Origin of the sequence: Vallitalea okinawensis, assembly GCF_002964605.1 — a bacterium.
In the GTDB taxonomy this organism is placed as follows: Bacteria; Bacillota; Clostridia; order Lachnospirales; family PQDH01; genus Vallitalea_A; species Vallitalea_A okinawensis.
On record NZ_PQDH01000001.1, the window covers coordinates 642,002 to 661,361 of the forward strand.

At 34.9% G+C, this 19,360-nt stretch carries 14 protein-coding genes; 5 read left to right on the plus strand and 9 right to left on the minus strand.

Translation table 11 applies throughout. The features are described from left to right. The first annotated feature begins 31 nt into the window (after nt 1–31). Nucleotides 32–901 (plus strand): nitroreductase family protein, encoded by an 870-nt coding sequence (locus C1Y58_RS03000; protein ID WP_105614503.1) that lies wholly within the window; start codon nt 32–34, stop codon nt 899–901. A gap of 42 nt (nt 902–943) precedes the next feature. Here C1Y58_RS03000 and C1Y58_RS03005 read toward each other — a convergent pair whose 3' ends face one another. From C1Y58_RS03005 to ligA, 6 genes are all read right to left on the minus strand, one after another. Continuing rightward, nucleotides 944–1,993: a Gfo/Idh/MocA family oxidoreductase gene (locus C1Y58_RS03005; RefSeq protein ID WP_105614504.1), complete on the minus strand. Its 1,050-nt coding sequence runs from the start codon at nt 1,991–1,993 to the stop codon at nt 944–946. A gap of 131 nt (nt 1,994–2,124) precedes the next feature. Next, on the minus strand, nt 2,125–3,180 hold the full coding sequence (locus C1Y58_RS03010; protein ID WP_105614505.1) for a TIGR03943 family putative permease subunit: 1,056 nt from the start codon (nt 3,178–3,180) through the stop codon (nt 2,125–2,127). A gap of 16 nt (nt 3,181–3,196) precedes the next feature. Continuing rightward, nucleotides 3,197–4,135, minus strand: coding sequence for a permease (locus C1Y58_RS03015; RefSeq protein WP_105614506.1), 939 nt, complete (start codon nt 4,133–4,135; stop codon nt 3,197–3,199). A gap of 121 nt (nt 4,136–4,256) precedes the next feature. Then, entirely contained in the window at nt 4,257–5,639 is a 1,383-nt protein-coding gene (locus C1Y58_RS03020; RefSeq protein WP_105614507.1) for an MATE family efflux transporter, read from the minus strand. 209 nt (nt 5,640–5,848) lie between these two features. Beyond that, a complete protein-coding gene (locus tag C1Y58_RS03025; protein ID WP_170311499.1) occupies nt 5,849–9,130 on the minus strand; it encodes a lectin like domain-containing protein in 3,282 nt (1,093 codons plus the stop codon). A gap of 123 nt (nt 9,131–9,253) precedes the next feature. After that, nucleotides 9,254–11,200: an NAD-dependent DNA ligase LigA gene (ligA, locus tag C1Y58_RS03030; protein WP_105614926.1), complete on the minus strand. Its 1,947-nt coding sequence runs from the start codon at nt 11,198–11,200 to the stop codon at nt 9,254–9,256. A 472-nt stretch (nt 11,201–11,672) separates the two neighbouring features. On the opposite strand from ligA, the gene C1Y58_RS03035 reads away from it, so the two are divergent. The 4 genes from C1Y58_RS03035 to C1Y58_RS03050 are packed head-to-tail and all read left to right on the plus strand — an operon-like array spanning nt 11,673 to nt 16,245. Then, a complete protein-coding gene (locus C1Y58_RS03035; RefSeq protein ID WP_105614509.1) occupies nt 11,673–11,918 on the plus strand; it encodes an NAD(P)H-dependent oxidoreductase subunit E in 246 nt (81 codons plus the stop codon). After that, entirely contained in the window at nt 11,918–13,618 is a 1,701-nt protein-coding gene (locus tag C1Y58_RS03040; RefSeq protein ID WP_105614510.1) for a [Fe-Fe] hydrogenase large subunit C-terminal domain-containing protein, read from the plus strand. The genes C1Y58_RS03035 and C1Y58_RS03040 overlap by 1 nt, the downstream gene beginning before the upstream one ends. Next, nucleotides 13,618–14,790: a SpoIIE family protein phosphatase gene (locus C1Y58_RS03045; RefSeq protein ID WP_105614511.1), complete on the plus strand. Its 1,173-nt coding sequence runs from the start codon at nt 13,618–13,620 to the stop codon at nt 14,788–14,790. Before C1Y58_RS03040 ends, C1Y58_RS03045 begins: the two co-directional genes overlap by 1 nt. 9 nt (nt 14,791–14,799) lie before the next feature. Continuing rightward, nucleotides 14,800–16,245, plus strand: coding sequence for a 4Fe-4S dicluster domain-containing protein (locus tag C1Y58_RS03050; protein WP_105614512.1), 1,446 nt, complete (start codon nt 14,800–14,802; stop codon nt 16,243–16,245). An 87-nt stretch (nt 16,246–16,332) separates the two neighbouring features. Here the strand turns inward: C1Y58_RS03050 and C1Y58_RS03055 are convergent, their stop codons facing one another. Genes C1Y58_RS03055 through C1Y58_RS03065 form a run of 3 tightly spaced genes read right to left on the minus strand, consistent with a single transcriptional unit; the run spans nt 16,333 to nt 19,321 of the window. After that, nucleotides 16,333–17,499 (minus strand): CehA/McbA family metallohydrolase, encoded by a 1,167-nt coding sequence (locus tag C1Y58_RS03055; protein WP_105614513.1) that lies wholly within the window; start codon nt 17,497–17,499, stop codon nt 16,333–16,335. A 5-nt stretch (nt 17,500–17,504) separates the two neighbouring features. Further along, nucleotides 17,505–18,377 carry a carbohydrate ABC transporter permease gene (locus C1Y58_RS03060; protein WP_105614514.1) on the minus strand — a complete coding sequence of 291 codons (873 nt, stop codon included), beginning with the start codon at nt 18,375–18,377 and terminating at the stop codon, nt 17,505–17,507. An 11-nt stretch (nt 18,378–18,388) separates the two neighbouring features. Then, nucleotides 18,389–19,321 carry an ABC transporter permease subunit gene (locus C1Y58_RS03065; protein ID WP_105614515.1) on the minus strand — a complete coding sequence of 311 codons (933 nt, stop codon included), beginning with the start codon at nt 19,319–19,321 and terminating at the stop codon, nt 18,389–18,391. Nucleotides 19,322–19,360: the final 39 nt, after the last annotated feature.

The following is a 19,360-nucleotide window of genomic DNA, read 5'->3' on the forward strand; positions in this document are numbered from 1 at the left end:
CTTTATAATTTTAAAAAAGGAGGTTATTGGTATGCAATATTCTAATGAAACTATGAGGTTACTTTATGAACGTGCTTCTTGTCGTACCTTTAAAGATGTAGCTATTCCCAATGATGTTTTGAAAGAAATCATTGAGGCAGGTTGTCATGCTGCAACAGGTGGAAATCTTCAGCCATATTCCATCATTAAGATTACTTCTGATGAAAAGAAGGATCAACTAGTTAATGTTTGTGGTATGCAAAATATCGTCAAAAAAGCCCCTGTTAATTTACTTTTTTGTATTGATTGGAGAAGGACTAAAAAATGGGCGGAATCTAATGATGCTCCTTATACAGCATTAAATAGTTACCGTCATTTCTGGATTGCTTTTCAAGATACCATCATCGCTGCACAAAACATCTGTACAGCAGCTGATGCTCTTGGATTAGGATCTGTGTACATAGGAACTGTAGAAAGTTGCTTTATGGAGTTAAAAGATTTGTGTGAGATACCAGAAGGTGTTTTCCCAGTGGTCTTATTAAGCCTTGGATACCCTACTGTCTACCCTGAACCTCGTAAGAAGCTTGGTTACGATGCAATTGTCCATGATGAGGTTTATAATGACCCATCTATTGATACAATTAACACCTACATGAGTGACAAGTATGACAACAAGACATTTCCATTAAGTGATAAGAACCTAGAAACCTTATTAGAAGTAAGTAAAGATGTAGGTGGTGACGATTATGCTAAAAAACTTGTTACCAACTCCAAAGATCGTGGATATATTAATATGGCTCAACGTTACTTTGCCCTTCATTATAGTGCTAACTGGGCATGTACAGGTAACAAGGAGTTCTTAGATGCATTAAGAGCTTATGGTTTCACTTGGGTTGATGGTGAAGACATGTTAATGAAATAAACAAAAGGGATATGAAATTAATATAATCTCATATCCCTTTACTTATTTAATATTAATTCGCTTTCCTGCTAAATTACTTTTCAATGCTGCTTCTATGATATAAATAACGTCTCTTCCTTCTTCCGGTTTTACAATTGGATCTACCTTATTAACAATAACATCATAAATATTTTGGTAGAATTCGCGATAATCTCCAACCTCACTCTTTATAAGTTGACTGCCATCTTTTTCAGTTATACGCTCACCCCAGATAGTTTTGTCTTCTACACCCCAGTTATCACAGTTTCTTGGAAGTCTTCCCTCTTTTAAAGCGGCTTCTTGAGGGTCTAATCCATACTTCACATAGCTACCCTCATGTCCAAGCAAGATGTATTTAGGTAACTTAGCTTTAACCAACATCCCAGATTTTAGTGTCACTTTTAAATCGGAATCATAGTAAAGTATTATCTCGAAGTTATCATCTATTTGACTACCGTCTCTTTGAATCCGTACATCCGCATAGATCTGCTCTGGCATTCCAAATAAGGCTAGTGCTTGGTCAATTAAGTGAGCTCCTAAATCATAGAGAATACCTGATCCTGGTTGCTTTTCTTCTCGCCATGCATTCTCTCTCTGAAAGTTTCTAAAACGATCATAGTGTGATTCAAACTCTACAAGTCTACCCAATTCTTTACTTTCCAGAACCTTGTTGATGGTTTTATAGTCACTATCAAAGCGTCTATTATGATAAGTCGTTATGAATAAATTTTTGTCTGTAGCCAATGCAATGAGTTCATCGGCCTCTTCTGTTGTTATGGTAAAAGGCTTTTCAACCACAACATGTTTGCCACTCTCTAAACCTTCTTTTGCTAAGGAATAGTGATATGTATTTGGTACAGAAATAACCACTAGCTCTACATCATCGTCCTCAAATATATCTCTTGTCTCAGAAACAACCTGTGTCTGTGGATATAGTTCATTTGCAATTCTTTTAGATTCCTCATTGCGTGTATATATTTTATATAGCTCTAACTCTTCTATTGCATCAATGAAAGGAGCATGAAAAATTCTTCCATTACCAAAACCAATAATTCCAACTTTTAATTTCTTCATCTTTCTCCTCCATTGTTTTTTATTCATTATATCATACCCATTTAAAATCCACTACTTAAGTTGCAAAAAAGATCATGATCTTCAAAAAAGAGCAATGAATTTCTATATAGGACCTTTATCCAGCTATACCTTTAAAAAGAACTATAAATATAAGTATTTTTTGGTTCTCTAGCTGGTTCAACACTCTCTACTTGAATGACTGGAATAATGGCGGGGTCTACCATATGAGGATCTTTGTACTCCGTACTCATCACGCTTCCCTTTATACGAATCCATTCTAAATCACTATATTGACTAGCTTCTTCAAATTCGCATAAGACACCTGCTACTGTTGCATCTGCTGCACAACAACTTATCATCATTCTTGAAATAACAAATTGATTTTCGCTAAAACTCTCTTCTCTATATATAAAGCCCACCAATTCAATTTCTTCGCCAATCATACTATCAAGTGCAAAGAAACATTCATCTAAAAATAAGCTAAATGTATCTGCTTCTTGTATCTCTATTAACTCTCTTTCATCAGCAATTATTTCATTTAAGGAGACTTCTTGATTCTCTTTATCCTGAATAAGCTGCTTAGCTTCCTGAAGGTTACTATCATCTACAGCAGTATCATTAACTTTATCCTGTTGATTACTGCTTACTTTTTCATTTAAATCACTTTCATCTTCTTGAACTTTTTCAGTTTTATCATTACTAACATCTACTTCGGTCTCCATCTGAGTGTCAGTGAGTACTTCATCGTCTTTCTCCATATCGCTCTCAATATTCAGATTTTCCTTTGGTTGTATAACAATTCTCTCATTACTCTCATCATGCGTAGCATTATTTTTATTGATATACTCACTTGTATCAAGACCTAGAGCTGAATACATAAATGAAAAACCTTTGTTAGCTATAACATCCATATTAAAATTCTTAGGTTGCACAATAAAGGCTAACAGTAAAGGTATAAGAAAAATGATGAATCCCTTTTTTATATGATCACGAGAATCCTCAGTAAATATTTGGGGTGTTTGAAAAACTGTTAGTACTATAAATGCCCAGAAAGCAAATTTGATATAAATTATCATCTTTGGATGTATATAATGTTGTATATCACCACTGTTAAGTAGCTGATAAAATAATATACTAAAGGCTAATAAAATAATAAACCATACAAATTCATTTTTATTAAACGTCACAACAAAGCCCCTTTCCTTAAAGAAGTATATTGATCAACATGGCTAGCATAAAACATACCAAGATGATAATACCGATTAATTTAATGACAAACTTGGACTTAAAAGAACCAAATAACATAATTGAATTCTTTATATCGATCATCGGACCAAGTATTAAAAATCCTAGAATAGAACCTGTTGTAAAGCTTGGCATGAAAGTTCTTGCAATAAATGCATCTGCTTCTGAACATAAAGAGAGCACAAAAGCAAGAAGCATCATAACCAAAGTAGAAGTCACTGTATTACTACCGACAGCTAAAATTGCTTCTCTTGATATAAAGGTTTGCATAAGAGCAGAAATAAAAGCACCCAGTATTAAGAATTTTCCAACATCATAAAGCTCGTGACTTGTATGCTGTAATACTTGTGTTATCACTGCAAATAATCCTTTGTCTTTCTTATGATGATCATGACCACAACCACAAGAATGCTCTTCTTCATGATGATGACTACATGAACACTCACCATGTGAATCATGATGCCTCCTTAATAATGGCGCTTCTGAACTTTTAAGTCCACTAACTATGTATCCGATAAGAATTGCTCCTATAATACCTAAAGTAGCTCTTAAGAAAACCATTGTCATATCATTATCAAATGCATAGTATGTAGATGCTAAAACAACAGGGTTAACAATGGGTACTGCTAACATGAATGTAATTGCTAAATATGTAGGAACTCCCTTTTTAACAAGACCTCTCATAATTGGAACGATGGCACATTCACAGACTGGGAAAATAAAGCCTAATAAAGATGCCATAACTAACCCCAACGTCTTATTTCGCGGAAGTATTTTTATTAATAATTCAGGTTTCACAAATATTGTAATCAAAGATGAAACAAAAGAACCAATAATAATAAATGGTAGAGCCTCGAAAATAATACTAAGAAATATCAGGCTGAATCCTTCTAACATGTCAGACCTCCCTAAATGCAACTGATATGCATTTACATTTTCTTTTATTATATCATAGCTCTACCTAATGTCAATAATACCGAAAGTATTAACTTTATTTGTAACTTATCTCCGATGCTCTTTAACTAATCTTTAGTTCTTTTAGTTGTGGTTTTATTTTTTTCTCCATATACATAATGAACATTATTAGTAGAAATATACCCTTTAATATGCTGGTTATTGTTAATGCCCACCAGATTCCATTTATATCAAGGGAAGTTGCACTTAACGCTAAGGCCATAGGAATACGCAAGGCTGTTAAAGATATGACTACAATCGCAGATATGCCTGGCTTAGAAATACCATTAAATGCTCCCATTGTTGCGATTTCAATACACATAAAAATCTGTGAAAAAGCTATAATGATTAAGTAATTAATCCCTATTGCAATGGTCTCTGGTTCAGAAACAAAGAGGTTATAAATCTCTTCATTTAAGGTTAATAGAAGAATAGTAGCTACTGTACCTATAACTGTAACCATACCAATAGATACCATGTATCCTTTCTTCAAACGATCATACTTCTTTGCACCATAATTTTGTCCTATGAAGGTTGACACTGCAACTGAGAACCCTTCACATGTTGCCCATGAAATAGATTCAATCTGTGCCCCGACTTTTTGAGCTGCTATAGCATAGGTTCCCCATAAGGCAATAATTTTGGCAATAATAATTGAAAACCCTGCAAATAAAGCTGCTTGGATAGCTGCTGGTAACCCTATTAGCAAAATATCTTTAGTTATATTCCATTTTACCTTAGTAAAGCTCAACCCTCTAAATAGAGGTAGTTTCCCCTTGCGTGTATTATACATAATATAGCCTATGAATAAAGTAGATACTAAAACCTGTGATAAAGCAGTTGCCAATGCCGCTCCCACCACTCCAAGCTTAGGTAACCCACCAAACCCAAATATAAGAACAGGATCTAAAAGAATATTAAATACTAGGCCTATTGAATTCATGATAAAAGGTACTCGACTGTTTCCAAAGGAAGTTATAATGGCTGATATGACAGGATTGAAAAAATAAAAAATCATACTAGCACCAATGATAACTAGATATTCCTGTGCTAATCCCTCTGTAGCAACGTCTCCTAGGTTAAAGAAACCGATGATTGACTTATTAAATGCAACGAGAATTAACATGTATATAAACGCAATCAGTGCATTTAAAAGAATGCTATGTGAAATATATTTTTTTGCTTGCTCCGTTTCGTTAGCACCTATGGATTGCGATATCTTGACGTTACCACCAACTTTACAAATCAAAGCAATGGATGCACCTAACCACAAGAAGTATCCACAAGTCCCCACTGCAGCAACGGCTTCATCACTAAGGCGTCCAATCCAAAAAGTATCTATAAAACCATAGGCAACCTGTATAAAGCTAGTAGCGAATATAGGTATGGCTAACCTGAGCAATTCACTGCTTATATGTCCTTTTGTTAAATCCATTGATTTTGTCATAATGTCTCCTCTTTTAGTAAGTATAAAAAACACCCTCTATTATACACCCTTTAATCAAACAATCAATAGAAAAGTGCTTTCACTATCCGAAATTATTTTGACTTTTAAATTCAAATATCTGATTTATTTAAATTTCTCTAAATAGATATAGTTACTAAACAACCTCCTAAAGTAATTTCATTCATTTACTCTAGGAGGTTCTGGATATTCTATTCTGCAATTATTATGGTCACATCGATATCTTTATCATACACGTGACCATGTATAGACTCTATTGTTCCAGCTGGTATTATTAGTTGATAGGTACCTGATTCTAATTGTTTCTCAGGTTTAATAAACAAAATACTTTTAGGATATCCTTCTTCTCCCACAACAGTTATATGTTGAAGTATTACATCTTCATTATTACTATCCTTAATTGTGATGGTATAATTCTCCTTAATTTTAATCCATTTATTAAATTTCATCTGAAAAGCATTCCAAGGCTTATATTCTAGGTCATATACTATTTTCAATGGTTCTTCGGGAGTATTATCATTAACAACTTCTTTTGGTGGAATATTGTTTATTGTATAGGGTCGACTTGCATTGACTTCTGGTGTAAAATCCTTCTCGATATTCTGATTAAGATCCCTCATGACTACCCTATACTCAACACCATCTAGATTGATTGAAATAATATAGGCCTCTGAACTCTTAATACTCGACGGTAGATTGAAGACTAAGCCATCTTCTTTAAAAGTTATAGCTAATCTCACTTCTTCTTTCGTTGCTAAATCCATTACTTTAATATCTTCTTCAGTAACTCCACTTAACTCTTCATTAACGTAAACAGTATCTCCATCAACATAAAAGTCATCACCTGGCTTTATATACATTTTTTTATTTATATCTATATCAAATATAACATTAGAGTATATCAGTTCATCATTAATGACTTTCTTTAACAATTCCATTTGGGTATCCCTACTAGTATGTATATCTTCTGGTGTTATAAATATAGGTATATCAGGATAAAAGCTAAGTTCCGAGTTATCATAGCCTTTTATTCGTGAAGCATGTTGGCTTGTCATCATAAATTCATATCCTGATACAGGTAAATGTCCATCTGCACTGTTCCCATGATAATTAAAAGCTGGATTTTCTCCTGTAGGCTCTCCTACTAAAATGGCTAATTGATTATCGTGTAAGATACGAGTTGTTAATACAGCTGCACTATAAGTATAGTTTGATGTCAATACGTATATGTTTCCGCTGAATAAACTATCAGTCTTCTTCTTTTCTAAATATTGTTGATAATAAGTATATGCCTCACCAACATCTCCATAAATCGTCTCTTTATCAAGATACATTAAGATATAATTTAGGATCTGCATACCTCCCCCGTCATTATACCTTAGATCAATAACAAAATTGTCAACTCCTTTGTCTTCAACAGCTATAAAAAGCTGATCGATTGCCTTTTGTATATCTGCAAACCTAGTATCATCTGATCCGATACAGTTATCAAACCTTAAATATGCCAAATCCTCAATATCACTAACATACCAATCATACCATTGATTATTGTAACGTATAGAATAAGCTTTTCTGGTCTCTTCGAATCCAATACGATATACAAAGGTATCCTGCCCTCTTTTAACATCGATATCTATCGTACCATCATCATTGGTCAATCCAAGGTAGTCTAAGTACGCCTTATCATTAAGATAGGTTATCCCTTGTTCTTGAATCCAATAGTCATTTTCAGATGAGACGATATCTTTAAGTAATCTAACCAATTCATCAGGCGTCTTACCTCCTAATTTTAGTATTTGATCACCTTTTATAAGACCGTTATAATCTTTAATTACGAAAATTCCTGCCTCAAGCCACTCAAAAGTTATATTCATAAACCTCTTCTGAGGATGTTTATAGAGCTTCGTATGCCCATCATTCATCATCGCATATAGCCTTTTTAGTTGAATAATAAAATCTCCCTCTGTTAAAGGCTCTTGTATCGCTTCTCGCACTTTATCGATTACTTGCTGTTGAGTAGCAGTATAGCCACTTCGTCTTGCATCTGGTTGATGGGTTAGAATCCATTCAATCAAAAACTCTACATCCTTCTGCATATTCTCAACTGTTATTAAATTTTGCGGTTGATCCTTGGTGAATAACTTCAAACATACATTAGCATCCTTACGCTTCATGTTTAAATCGCTCCATGAACTACTTGTCTTTATAAAAGACTCTCCATGTTCTGCTTTAGCTGTTGAAGCAATATCGCCATTAGGTGATTCAATAGCAATGGAAGGCTTTATTGTATTCGACATAAGTTTAACAGCCACCACTATCTCTTGATTCTCTTGTAAACCAATTACTTGATCTAGGTCAACAGTATGATAACCTGGTAAATCCATATGACCACTTTGAATCTTTTTCATCTGATTAAGAGAACTTTGACTGGTGTAAGATTCATTAATCCAGATTTCATAATCTAAGTTTTGTTCAAGTGTATAGAAACTCAATGCTTCTAGAGATTCTCCATCACCTTTATCTATAATAAAACGATTAGCAAACCAGCTTTCCTTCTTTTGCCCTACAAGTGGCTCTGTATAGCCCAACAAATCGTATTGATATATGTGATCGTAGTTGTCAATGTTATCAATTCTTGTGAACACACAACTACCTACATAACCATCCAGTGGATCACCTAACATACCATCATAATAGGAAATATAAAAATATCCTCCCATGTTTTCTATACCATTAGGATGTCCCCATTCTGACCCCTTTGTATTTTTGGCAATAAAAGCTCCATCTCCAGGCGGTTGCATTCTAAAATTCTCTTTTGAAAACTCATCATCCCATCCCACAATAGTAATAGCATGCCCTCCACCTTTGTCATTCATATAATCATAAGGATAGTACCATGCAAAATGGTCTTCATGATAGAACTCTCCATATGTAGAAGGTGTCCCCTTCCACATAGTCATAAATATGCCACCATAATTGATGACATAGTCTTTAATCAATTCATTATCTAATGGATCTTTACGTTGTGGCAAAAACAAGGCCTCTTGAACATGTTTAACTGGGTCCATTCCAGTTCGATAAACTATATTCTTTTCTCTTCCATTGACTGCATAAGGATCATCTGTTTCAAGAACAGGGCCTCTCCAGCTAGCTAAATAGCCAACAGCCATATTGTCGTCTCCACCATCACCTGCATTTCTATGGAAACTTTCGCTATAGTAATCACTAAGTTGTGTGACCATGTTATTTTCCGATAAATCATAAATTTTACCTTCTTGGGTCAAAAGTGTTGATTCTAGCGCAGCTGTAGTAGCCAAAGCCCAACAGCTTCCCAACTCACCTTGTTCCTTTACAGGTGTCATTCTATCTTGCTCTCGAAGATCATATCTAGTCGGGTATTTTTCTGCAGCTTCAAGCTGAATAAGATTTGTTAATAGAGACATTATAAAAATCATTGTAAGTATTCTTTTCATTATATATGTACCCCCACCATACTCAAAATACATTTTCATATAATTATACCATAAACTTATTTATTCACCAATATATTCTATGTCCAAAAAACCTCGAATCATACATATGATTCGAGGTTCTGTCTATATTATTCCTAAAAAATCTTCTTCAGTTATAATCGGTACACCTAATTCTTTAGCTTTTTTATTCTTACTGGATGTTGACTCATTATCATTATTAAGAAGATAGTCTGTGTTCTTACTTACACTACCAGTCACTTTGCCGCCTAACTCTTCAATTTTTGCTTTCAATTCTTTACGGTTTTTAAAGTGTTCAACACTGCCAGTTATGACAAAAGTCTTACCTTCTAACTTCTGTTCATTTGTATTTTCTTCATAAACATTAAATTGAATATAATTTAATAAATCATCGATAATCATCTCGTTATGTTCATTCATAAAGTAATTAGAAATAGATGCCGCAATAATTCCTCCATAACCCTCAATTTCTATTAATTCATCTACTGTAGCTTGTCTAATTATATTAAAATCATTTTTATAATTCTTGCACAGTAATCTAGCATTGGATAAACCCACATTTTGAATCCCTAGTGCATAAATGAAATTTGCCAACTCCATGGTTTTGGATTTCTCTATGGACTTCATGAGATTGTCGTAGGACTTTCTACCGAAGCCTTCCATTTCAATAATCTCAGTTTCATACTTTTCTAATCGATACAAATCACCAAAGTTCTTAATAAATTCCTTGTCAATGAATTTATCTAGGGTAGCTTCGGATAGACCTTCGATATTCATAGCATCTCTACCAACAAAATGACTAAATGCTTTTAAAAGTTTTGCACTACAGTTTGGGTTTGTACAGAACAGCTCTTTGACACTGTTGATGACTTTGACTTCTGTATCGCCACCACAAGCTGGACAATTCTCAGGTAACTTATCAATACCGCTCTTGGTTAAGTTCTCTCCCACTTGAGGTATGATCATATTAGCTTTGTAAACAGTAATCGTATCACCTTTACCAAGCTCCAACGCTTCTAATATGCTCACATTATGAAGGCTTGCTCTTGATACAGTTGTTCCTTCTAACTCAACAGGATCAAAAATTGCGATAGGGTTAATAAGACCTGTACGAGAAGTATTCCACTTGATCTCTCTTAAATTCGTTTCTTTGAGTTCATCGCTCCATTTATATGCAATGGAATGCCTTGGGAATTTTGATGTTGAGCCTAAGCTTTCAGAATAAGCTATTTCGTTAAAGGTTAAAACAAGTCCATCGGATGCAAAATCATTATCCACAATTATATCAGCAAATCCGTTAACAACCTCTTCTACTGACTCGCTTGTAACAATTTCATATTCTACAGTATCAAAACCTAGTTGATTTAACCATTTCAACTGATTAACTTTAAGATCGTCAAACTCTTTTCCTATAGATTGGACAACCGTAAAAGCAAAAAAGTTAACAGACCGCCCTGCTGTAATCTCATTGTTAAGTTGTCTAACAGTACCGCTGCATAGATTTCTTGGATTTTTATATTGCTCCTCAGGGTCCAACTTTTCATTAATGCGCTTGAAATCTGAATACTTGATAACCGCTTCACCACGAATCATCAGAGATTCTTTAAAAGGTATTCTAAGGGGAATATTTTCAAAGACTTTTGCGTTATTGGTAACTACCTCTCCAACTTCACCATTACCCCGGGTGACTGCACGTACTAATTCTCCATTCTCATATGTTAAAACGATGGTTAATCCGTCTAATTTCCATGATAAAATACCTTCGTGACTTCCAAGCCAACTCTTTAGTTTACTTGTTTCCTTTGTTTTATCAAGAGATAACATTCTTTGCTCATGCTTATATTTAGGTAATGAACTCAATATTTCATACCCAACTTTTCTGGTTGGACTATTAGCTAATACAATACCCGATTCATCTTCCAATTTGACAAGCTCATCGTATAACTCGTCGTATTCAAAATTAGTCATTATTTCTTTATTGGCTTGATAATAAGCCTTGTTGGCTTCATTAATTATTTTTACTAGTTCTTTTATTCGATTATAATCTTTCATCTGCTCACCCATTATTCTTTAACTTCTATTGTTAATAGTATTAACACTATTACTCTTTTCTTATGTTACTTATGACATCATTTTATCATACTCAAAATCATTTTAAAACAAGAAAAAAGGAAACACAGCAATTCCTACTGTATTTCCCTATTAACATAACCACTTCTTCTTCTTTTGTAGCATTATTATAACCTATTTTTACCACTTTGTCCAGTATTTATTTACAGTTTGTAATAAATTTTCAAAGCCTTAAAATGATGCATTTTCAACTGTATTGCCACAAATAGTAACAAAAAATCTATTATTTTTTTGATAATATTTTAACAATTAAACACTTGTGTTTTGCGAGGTAAAATGTTAATATCTTGTTGTGAGTTCGTAAACTCATATATGTCATTCCTTATCAAGCTAGTAATATAAAGATAGATGCTGGTTTATCTATCTAATCTCACTTTTAAAAGGAGTGGTTATAATGTTAACAATCTATGTGTGCATCGGCAGTGCATGTCATTTAAAAGGTTCTTACGATGTGATTAATGGTTTTCAGGAGCAAGTTAAAGCCCAAAAACTTGATGGCTCCATATCCATCAATGCCGCCTTTTGCTTAGGTCATTGCACAGAAGCAGTTTCAGTCAAAATAGATGATGAGATTCATTCTGTTACACCAGATATCGTTGAAGACTTTTTTAATAAAGAAGTATTAAGGAGACTGGACTAATGCAGATCATGGACTTTTCATCAGCTAACTGTAAAAACTGCTATAAGTGCATACAAAATTGCCATGTTAAAGCTATCAAGTTAATCGACAATCAAGCCACCATTATGAAAGATCGCTGTATCGCTTGCGGGCAATGCTTTGTAGTTTGTCCACAGAATGCACGAAATGTGGTATCTGATTTAGATGTTATTCAAAGCATGCGTAAAAAGAAAAAATTGATTGCCTCAATAGCGCCGTCCTACTTAGCTATTTATGACAACCCACAAACATTAATAAATAGCTTAAAGGCACTAGGATTTTCCCATATCGAAGAAACAGCTATTGGTGCAGAAACGGTCAGTCAACAATATGCATCATACATGAAAGAACATAAACTTGATAACTACATAACATCGTGTTGCCCTGCTATTACTACAATGATTGAAGTTTATTATCCGGAACTCTTGCAATATTTACTGCCCATTGAATCGCCAATGGCAATTCACAGTAAAATGTTAAGAAAAAAATATGGTGAAGATGCTTTCATCACATTTATTGGTCCTTGTATTGCAAAGAAAAAAGAAGCATTCTATTATAAACAGATCGGTACTTTGGATGCTGTTCTCACATTTGAAGAAGTTGAAAATTGGATTCAACAAGAAAATGTGGTGGTTACGGAAGAATCAAGAGAAAAGGCAAGCAATCATCTATCAGTTGGACAATCTTACCCCATGGAAGAAGGTATCATTGTCGGACTTCAGGATTGTATTAATAGCTTAGGTTATGAAACATTATCTGTTTCTGGCTTAGAAGGGTGTAAATCTGTTTTCAGTTCTCTATGCAAAGGTGAGATCAACGGTACCTTCATAGAGGCTAACGCATGTATAGGAAGTTGTATAGGCGGACCGGCACTTCCTAAGTCTGCAAAAGGATCATCAATCTTTGTACGTCAATTGAACCTAACTCGCAGAAAAAGTAAAAACCCACTTACTCTTTCTAACAGTGTTCAGACCTATCAGCGTCCTTTTAGTAGCAAACCTATTGCGAAAACAGAGATATCTGAAGATGAAATTCAGAGAGTACTTCACTCCATGGGTAAATACAGCAAGGCTGATGAGCTAAATTGTGGAGCGTGCGGATACGATACCTGTATCGAAAAAGCCCGTGCTGTATTTGAAGGCATGTCACATCCGGAAATGTGCATCCATTTCATGCGAGAGAAAGCTGAGAGTTTAACGAATACTATTTTTGAACATTCTCCAAATATTATCTTTTTGCTTGATAAGGATTTAAATATTATTCACTTAAACCCAGCTGCTAAAAAGATTTTTATGACTTCTACTACTATCCAAGGACAACCCATAAGCAGGCTCCTTAATGGGGAAGATTTTAAACTAGTAAAGTCAACTAAAGAACACATAATAGGGAAAAAAGTCTCATACTTGAAATACGGTTTAGTCTGTATTGAAAACATTATTTATCTTGAAGAGCAAAATAGTTATTTAGTGATCCTTCATAACTTAACTGAGCAAGTCAAACGGGATGATGAGCTGGCTAAGTTAAAAAAGAACACCTTGTCAGCTGCACAAAACGTCATTGATAAGCAGATGCGTGTGGCCCAAGAAATTGCCGGGTTATTAGGTGAAACCACTGCCGAAACCAAAATCACCCTGATGAAATTGCAACAGATTGTTATTGGTGAAGAAGGTGACATAAAATAATGAACTCTTTTGTAGACATTGCTACAAATAGCATCAATAAATTTGGTGAAGAATTGTGCGGAGATAAAGTTGAAATAATTAAAAACGAAGATAGCATTATTATTGTTTTATCCGATGGATTAGGTAGTGGCGTCAAAGCCAATATATTAGCAACCATGACATCTAAAATAGCTGCTACAATGCTCAAGGAAGGTGCTAGTATTGAAGCCACTGTTGATACGATTGTCAAAACCCTCCCTGAATGTAAAGTACGAAAACTGGCTTACTCTACCTTTTCCATTATCAAAATTGATGAATCAGGTCAAGTTTATATCGTTGAATACGATAATCCATCTGTTTTGATTTACCGAAATGGTCTTGATTACCCCATTGAACGAAAAGAGAAGAATATAGGGACTAAGACCATCAAAGAGGGGCATTTTAAACTTCAAAAAGGTGATATGATCTCTCTCATAAGTGATGGTGCTATTCATGCAGGTGTTGGTGCTCTTCTCAACTTAGGTTGGCAATGGGACAGTGTCAACGAATATCTACGCGACCTAAATAATGTTGAAAAAACGGCTAATGCCATAGCTGGAAACTTTATAAGTGTATGCAATAATCTCTATGATGATCACCCTGGTGATGATACAACCATTGTCACTGTTAAAGTTCGTGATAAAGAAGAAGTGGAACTCTTCACAGGTCCTCCTTCAGATAAAACAATTGATCATTGGATCGTTGATAACCTGGTCAATTCAATGGGTAAAAAAGTTATCTGCGGAGGGACTACTGCTAATATCGCTTCTAGAGAATTGAAGCGGGATATCATTGTTGACTTAGATTCTTATAACAAGGATGTGCCACCAATGGCTTATATGGAAGGTTTCGACCTTATTACAGAAGGTGTATTAACCTTAAAAGCTGCCTTAGAAAAACTCAAAACTTATAGTCAACAAGATTTTAATAATGTGGATGCTCATCGTTTATCTGGGAATGATGGTGCAACTCAGTTAGCAAATTTACTCATTAATCATTGTACACACTTAAATCTATGGGTAGGTAAAGCTGTGAATCCAGCTCACCAAAATCCGAACCTACCTATGAATTTAAATATAAAACTGCAAATTGTCAAAGAACTCATTAAGACTTTACAGGGATTAGGTAAAGAAGTTCAAGTGACTTATCTTTAGGAGGTATGTATGCGGAAATTTGAAAATTACGTTCAGTATACCAAGTATAAAGTACTTAAAGAAGTCGCACACTCCACTCTCCAGGATTCTTTAGAAGAAGATCTATTGGATATTCCTGAAAAAATAATTCCTGGACCTCAAGCTGAAACAAGATGTTGTATCTATAAAGAGAGGGCCATCATCAATGAGCGGATTAAACTAGCTATGAAAGGGGATCAAACTCAACCAACCCACATTGAGGTCATCCCTTTAGCCTGTGATGAATGCCCAGTTGATCGTTATACTGTAACAGAAGCATGTCGAGGCTGCTTAGCCCATAAATGCAAAGATGTATGCCCCTTTGGCGCTATATCTATTGTCGGTCAAAGAGCTATCATCGACCCTTTGAAATGTCGAGAATGTGGTAAATGTGCTGAAGTTTGCCCATTTAATGCTATTGCAGAAGTACAACGGCCTTGTATTCGTGCATGTGAAGCTAACGCTATTACTTATGATTCTGAAAGCAAGAAAGCTTCAATTAATGAAGATCATTGTGTGCAATGCGGTGCTTGTGTATTTCAGTGCCCATTTGGTGCTATCATGGATCAATCTTATATTACCAATGTCATACGCCTATTAAAAAATAAGAAGGATTCAGATGCTAAAGTATACGCTTTAATTGCACCTGCTATTTCCAGTCAATTCACTTATGCCAGAATAAACCAAGTAGTGACCGGTATCAAAAAGCTAGGCTTTCACAGTGTTATTGAAGTAGCTCTTGGTGCTGATTTAGTAGCCTTCCATGAAACAAAGCATTTAGCTAAAGAACTGCCCGAAAAGGAATGGCTAACAAGTTCCTGTTGTCCTGCATTTGTAGATTATATTGAAAAAAATTATCCTGATTATAAAGATCATATATCCACTGCTATTTCTCCTATGATAGCAACTGCAAGACTGGTAAAAAAAACAGATCCACGAGCCAAAATTGTTTTTATCGGCCCTTGTATCGCTAAAAAAATGGAGCAGCAGAAATATGCTGAAGATGTGGACTATGTCTTAACCTTTGAAGAACTCCAAGCATTATTGGATGCCCATCAGATAGCAGTTGAAGATTGCGAAGATGGTCTTCTCGATAACGCTTCCTATTTCGGTCGTATTTTTGCAAGATCAGGGGGACTATCCGATGCAGTAACCCAAGCTGCAAAGGAGCTTAAGTTAGACTTGACAGTAACCCCTGTACTAGGTGACGGTCTAAAAGAATGCGATCGACACTTGAAGATAGCTACCTTCAATAAACTTAAAGGTAATTTTATAGAAGGTATGGCTTGTAAAGGTGGTTGTATCTGTGGTCCTGCTTCACTCTCCCATGGACCAAAGGATAAAAACCAAGTCGATAAGTATGGCAAATTAGCCATGGAAAAAAGTATAACGGATTCCATACGTGTCTTGGACATTAATCAAGTTAACCTCGATTAGCCTAATAAACTCTAATAAGCTAAAAAAAGCTTTGTCAAGATTCTAAATGTTTAGATCTGGGCAAAGCTTTCCTTTTAAGTTCCACTTCTAAAACCATAGTGGATTGGAGATTGCAAATGGTATGTTTTCTTCAAGTTGCCAAAGTTCCCCTCGTATAAATCGGTATCCTTCAAAAGTATAATCATGCACAGATGATTCCATTAATATTTCTTCACTTAAGAGCCCTTTATCCGTAAATAGACGTAATTTACAGGGAGAAAATTGGTGGATAAGAATACTTACCTTTTCACTATTTTTTATAAATTCCAGATATGGTGATTTCGGAGAATAGCAAATGCATACTTTACCTTCCCTAAGTCCTTCTAGAATACCTTCTTTTGTAAGAGAATCTGACTTAACACGTGTGGTTGGATAACCAAACCATTTATCTGGGTGCTTACCATGGGCATCACTTCCTCCAACAGCAATAAGCTTTCGCCCTTCACATAGGACATCGTGCCACCATTGAATGCAGTCGTAGTTCCCTTGATCCCAAAAAGCATTCCATACCTCAATATGTGTAAATGGGTGGTTTAAAGATAACTTCCAAGTATCTTTAAAAAAAGGATGATTAATAGATAACATCGCAGTAGCAGGTAGAGATTTAATAATACGTGTCAATTCATCGTCATTATTAAAAATGACATTCTTTAAAGGCTCCTCAATGTTCCATACATTAGCATGACCATAGTAGGAAGTTAACTCTACTCCAGGTATATGAATAAGTCCAATATTATGTGAAAGTTCATGGTGACCGCTCATAGCATTATGATCTGTAAGTGCCATAAAATCTAATCCAGCTTCTTTAACATGATTCATTACTTCAGGTACTGTATATATACCATCACTATGGATGCTGTGCATATGTAGATCACCAGCTAACCACCGAGTATCAGGTTGATGACAGATAATCTCCGCCTCTATACTGTTGTCTTCATATAGTTTAGCTAAACCTATGAGTAGTTGCCATTGTCCTTCCTGAATACCTGGAAAATAACCCTCTGAGGCAAAATCAGAAGCAATAATAATCTGTGACAACGTTCCACCACTCCACCCCTGAAATCCTTCAGGTGACTCAAGTGATATATCTATACCATTGATCTTCGAGTCATTTCTAACGATTATTTCTATTCGCTCAGTATCTTTTGGTACCTCGAATGGAAAAGGATAGTAAGCAAGTGTATCCGTTTTTTTATACTTCAATGAAACATTCATGAATATCAACCCTTTGTTGATCCTAACATCAAACCGGATAAGAAATATCTTTGTAAAAAGGGATATATCAGTAATAAAGGTATAATGGCGATAACAACACCTGCCATTTGAGCATTCTTTGTTATGAAAGTTGCTGATGATGAAGCATCGCTATCTACAACTAGACCTTTTAAAGCTACTTGCAGAGTATACTTCTTAGGATCACTTATGAAAATTACGGATTCCATGAAGTGATTCCATTTTTCAACGAATTGAAAAAGTGTTACTGTAGCTAGACCAGGCTTTGCTAATGGTAAATAAACTCTAAAAAGCAAATCTAATTCTTTGGCTCCATCGATATATGCCGCTTCACCTAAAGACTTAGGAATACTCTCAAAGAAATTTTTCATTAACATTACCGTATACCCTGTAATCATGTTGGTTACGATGATAGCCCATAAACTATTGATTAAGTGTAGTTGCTTATATAATAAGTACAGTGGAATCATTATGTTTTGTAAGGGTACCATCATGGTAATGAGTATGAAAGCTACAAAGAATCGCTTTGCACCAAAATCTTCTTTGGACAATGCATATCCTGTTAAGGTACATAAAGATACATGCAGGAAAGTACCTGCTATAGTAACAACGATATTGTTAATAATGGGTTTTGCGATCTTCACTTGCTCAAATAAGGTTACGTAACCCTCTATACTGAATTCCTTAGGCCATAATACAATGGTAGGACTCATTGATCCCATATCAGATGAGAAAGATAGAGCAAATGTATTCAGTAAAGGAATAACCATTGAAGCAACCACTAAAAATAAAAACAAGATATTGACTATCTCAAAAATTTGACGCCCTTTGGTTCGATCAATTTGTGATTGTATGTTCATCTCTCTTCCTCCTATCTTTCAGTCTTTTTGACTACGAATTGATAAAACAATGTTAATACACCGATAATACCAAGCATGACCACAGCTACAGCTGATGCATAGTCCATCCTAAAGTTTTGTAAACCTAATTTATAGGTATAAGTCATGACAACTTCTGTTTTATCAACAACAGATGGGTTCGTTAAAATAAAGGATTGACTAAACATACGTAAGGATGCAATTAAGTTAAGCATTAATACGACCTTCATTGTTGGATATAATCCCGGTATGGTGATATGCAAAACTTGCTTTAGTCGCCCCGCTCCATCAATTCTCGCCGCCTCGTATAAACAAGGATCAATATTCGTTAACGCAGCTAAATAAATGATACAACCGTATCCTGCTGTCTTCCAGGTATTTAGAAACCAAAATATGGCTGTGATCCATTTTTCACTTGTCATGAAATTGATGGTGTCTAATCCCATTTGTTTTAAAGCCATGTTGACCATACCGATATCAGGAGCCAATATACTGATAAAGATACCACTAATGGCTACCCAAGAAAATAGATTTGGAGTATAGATAATTGTTTGAACAAAGCGTTTTAACTTATTTTGCATGACTTCATTAAGGAGTAATGCTAAAAGAACTTGAATAATAAAACCAAAAAACAAGTTTCCTCCACCAATAACTAAAGTATTCTTTAAAGATCTCCAAAAATCCATGTCTGTTAAAATTTCTTTATAGTGGGTTAACCCTGCCCAAGAACTCTCCCCAATCAAAGCATAATCTTGAATACTGATGATAAAGCCCCTGAATAGTGGATAATAATAAAATAGAATACAAAATATGAAAGCGGGTATTAATAAGGCATAAATACTTTGATTGCGTTTAAAATCACTAATTACGGAACCCCAAAAAGATATCTTCTTAGATTCTTTTACTTTTAAATCTATGTGAGTCATTCCATCACCTCCTAGTAAGGGTGGCTATCGCCACCCTGT

What these genes read in the sequence shown, in the direction of transcription:
- C1Y58_RS03000 (WP_105614503.1), top strand. Translation starts at nt 32, where the DNA reads ATGCAATATTCTAATGAAACTATGAGGTTACTTTATGAACGTGCTTCT.
- C1Y58_RS03005 (WP_105614504.1), bottom strand. Translation starts at nt 1,993, where the DNA reads ATGAAGAAATTAAAAGTTGGAATTATTGGTTTTGGTAATGGAAGAATT.
- C1Y58_RS03015 (WP_105614506.1), bottom strand. Translation starts at nt 4,135, where the DNA reads ATGTTAGAAGGATTCAGCCTGATATTTCTTAGTATTATTTTCGAGGCT.
- C1Y58_RS03020 (WP_105614507.1), bottom strand. Translation starts at nt 5,639, where the DNA reads ATGACAAAATCAATGGATTTAACAAAAGGACATATAAGCAGTGAATTG.
- C1Y58_RS03025 (WP_170311499.1), bottom strand. Translation starts at nt 9,130, where the DNA reads ATGAAAAGAATACTTACAATGATTTTTATAATGTCTCTATTAACAAAT.
- ligA (WP_105614926.1), bottom strand. Translation starts at nt 11,200, where the DNA reads ATGAAAGATTATAATCGAATAAAAGAACTAGTAAAAATAATTAATGAA.
- C1Y58_RS03035 (WP_105614509.1), top strand. Translation starts at nt 11,673, where the DNA reads ATGTTAACAATCTATGTGTGCATCGGCAGTGCATGTCATTTAAAAGGT.
- C1Y58_RS03040 (WP_105614510.1), top strand. Translation starts at nt 11,918, where the DNA reads ATGCAGATCATGGACTTTTCATCAGCTAACTGTAAAAACTGCTATAAG.
- C1Y58_RS03045 (WP_105614511.1), top strand. Translation starts at nt 13,618, where the DNA reads ATGAACTCTTTTGTAGACATTGCTACAAATAGCATCAATAAATTTGGT.
- C1Y58_RS03050 (WP_105614512.1), top strand. Translation starts at nt 14,800, where the DNA reads ATGCGGAAATTTGAAAATTACGTTCAGTATACCAAGTATAAAGTACTT.
- C1Y58_RS03055 (WP_105614513.1), bottom strand. Translation starts at nt 17,499, where the DNA reads ATGAATGTTTCATTGAAGTATAAAAAAACGGATACACTTGCTTACTAT.
- C1Y58_RS03060 (WP_105614514.1), bottom strand. Translation starts at nt 18,377, where the DNA reads ATGAACATACAATCACAAATTGATCGAACCAAAGGGCGTCAAATTTTT.
- C1Y58_RS03065 (WP_105614515.1), bottom strand. Translation starts at nt 19,321, where the DNA reads ATGACTCACATAGATTTAAAAGTAAAAGAATCTAAGAAGATATCTTTT.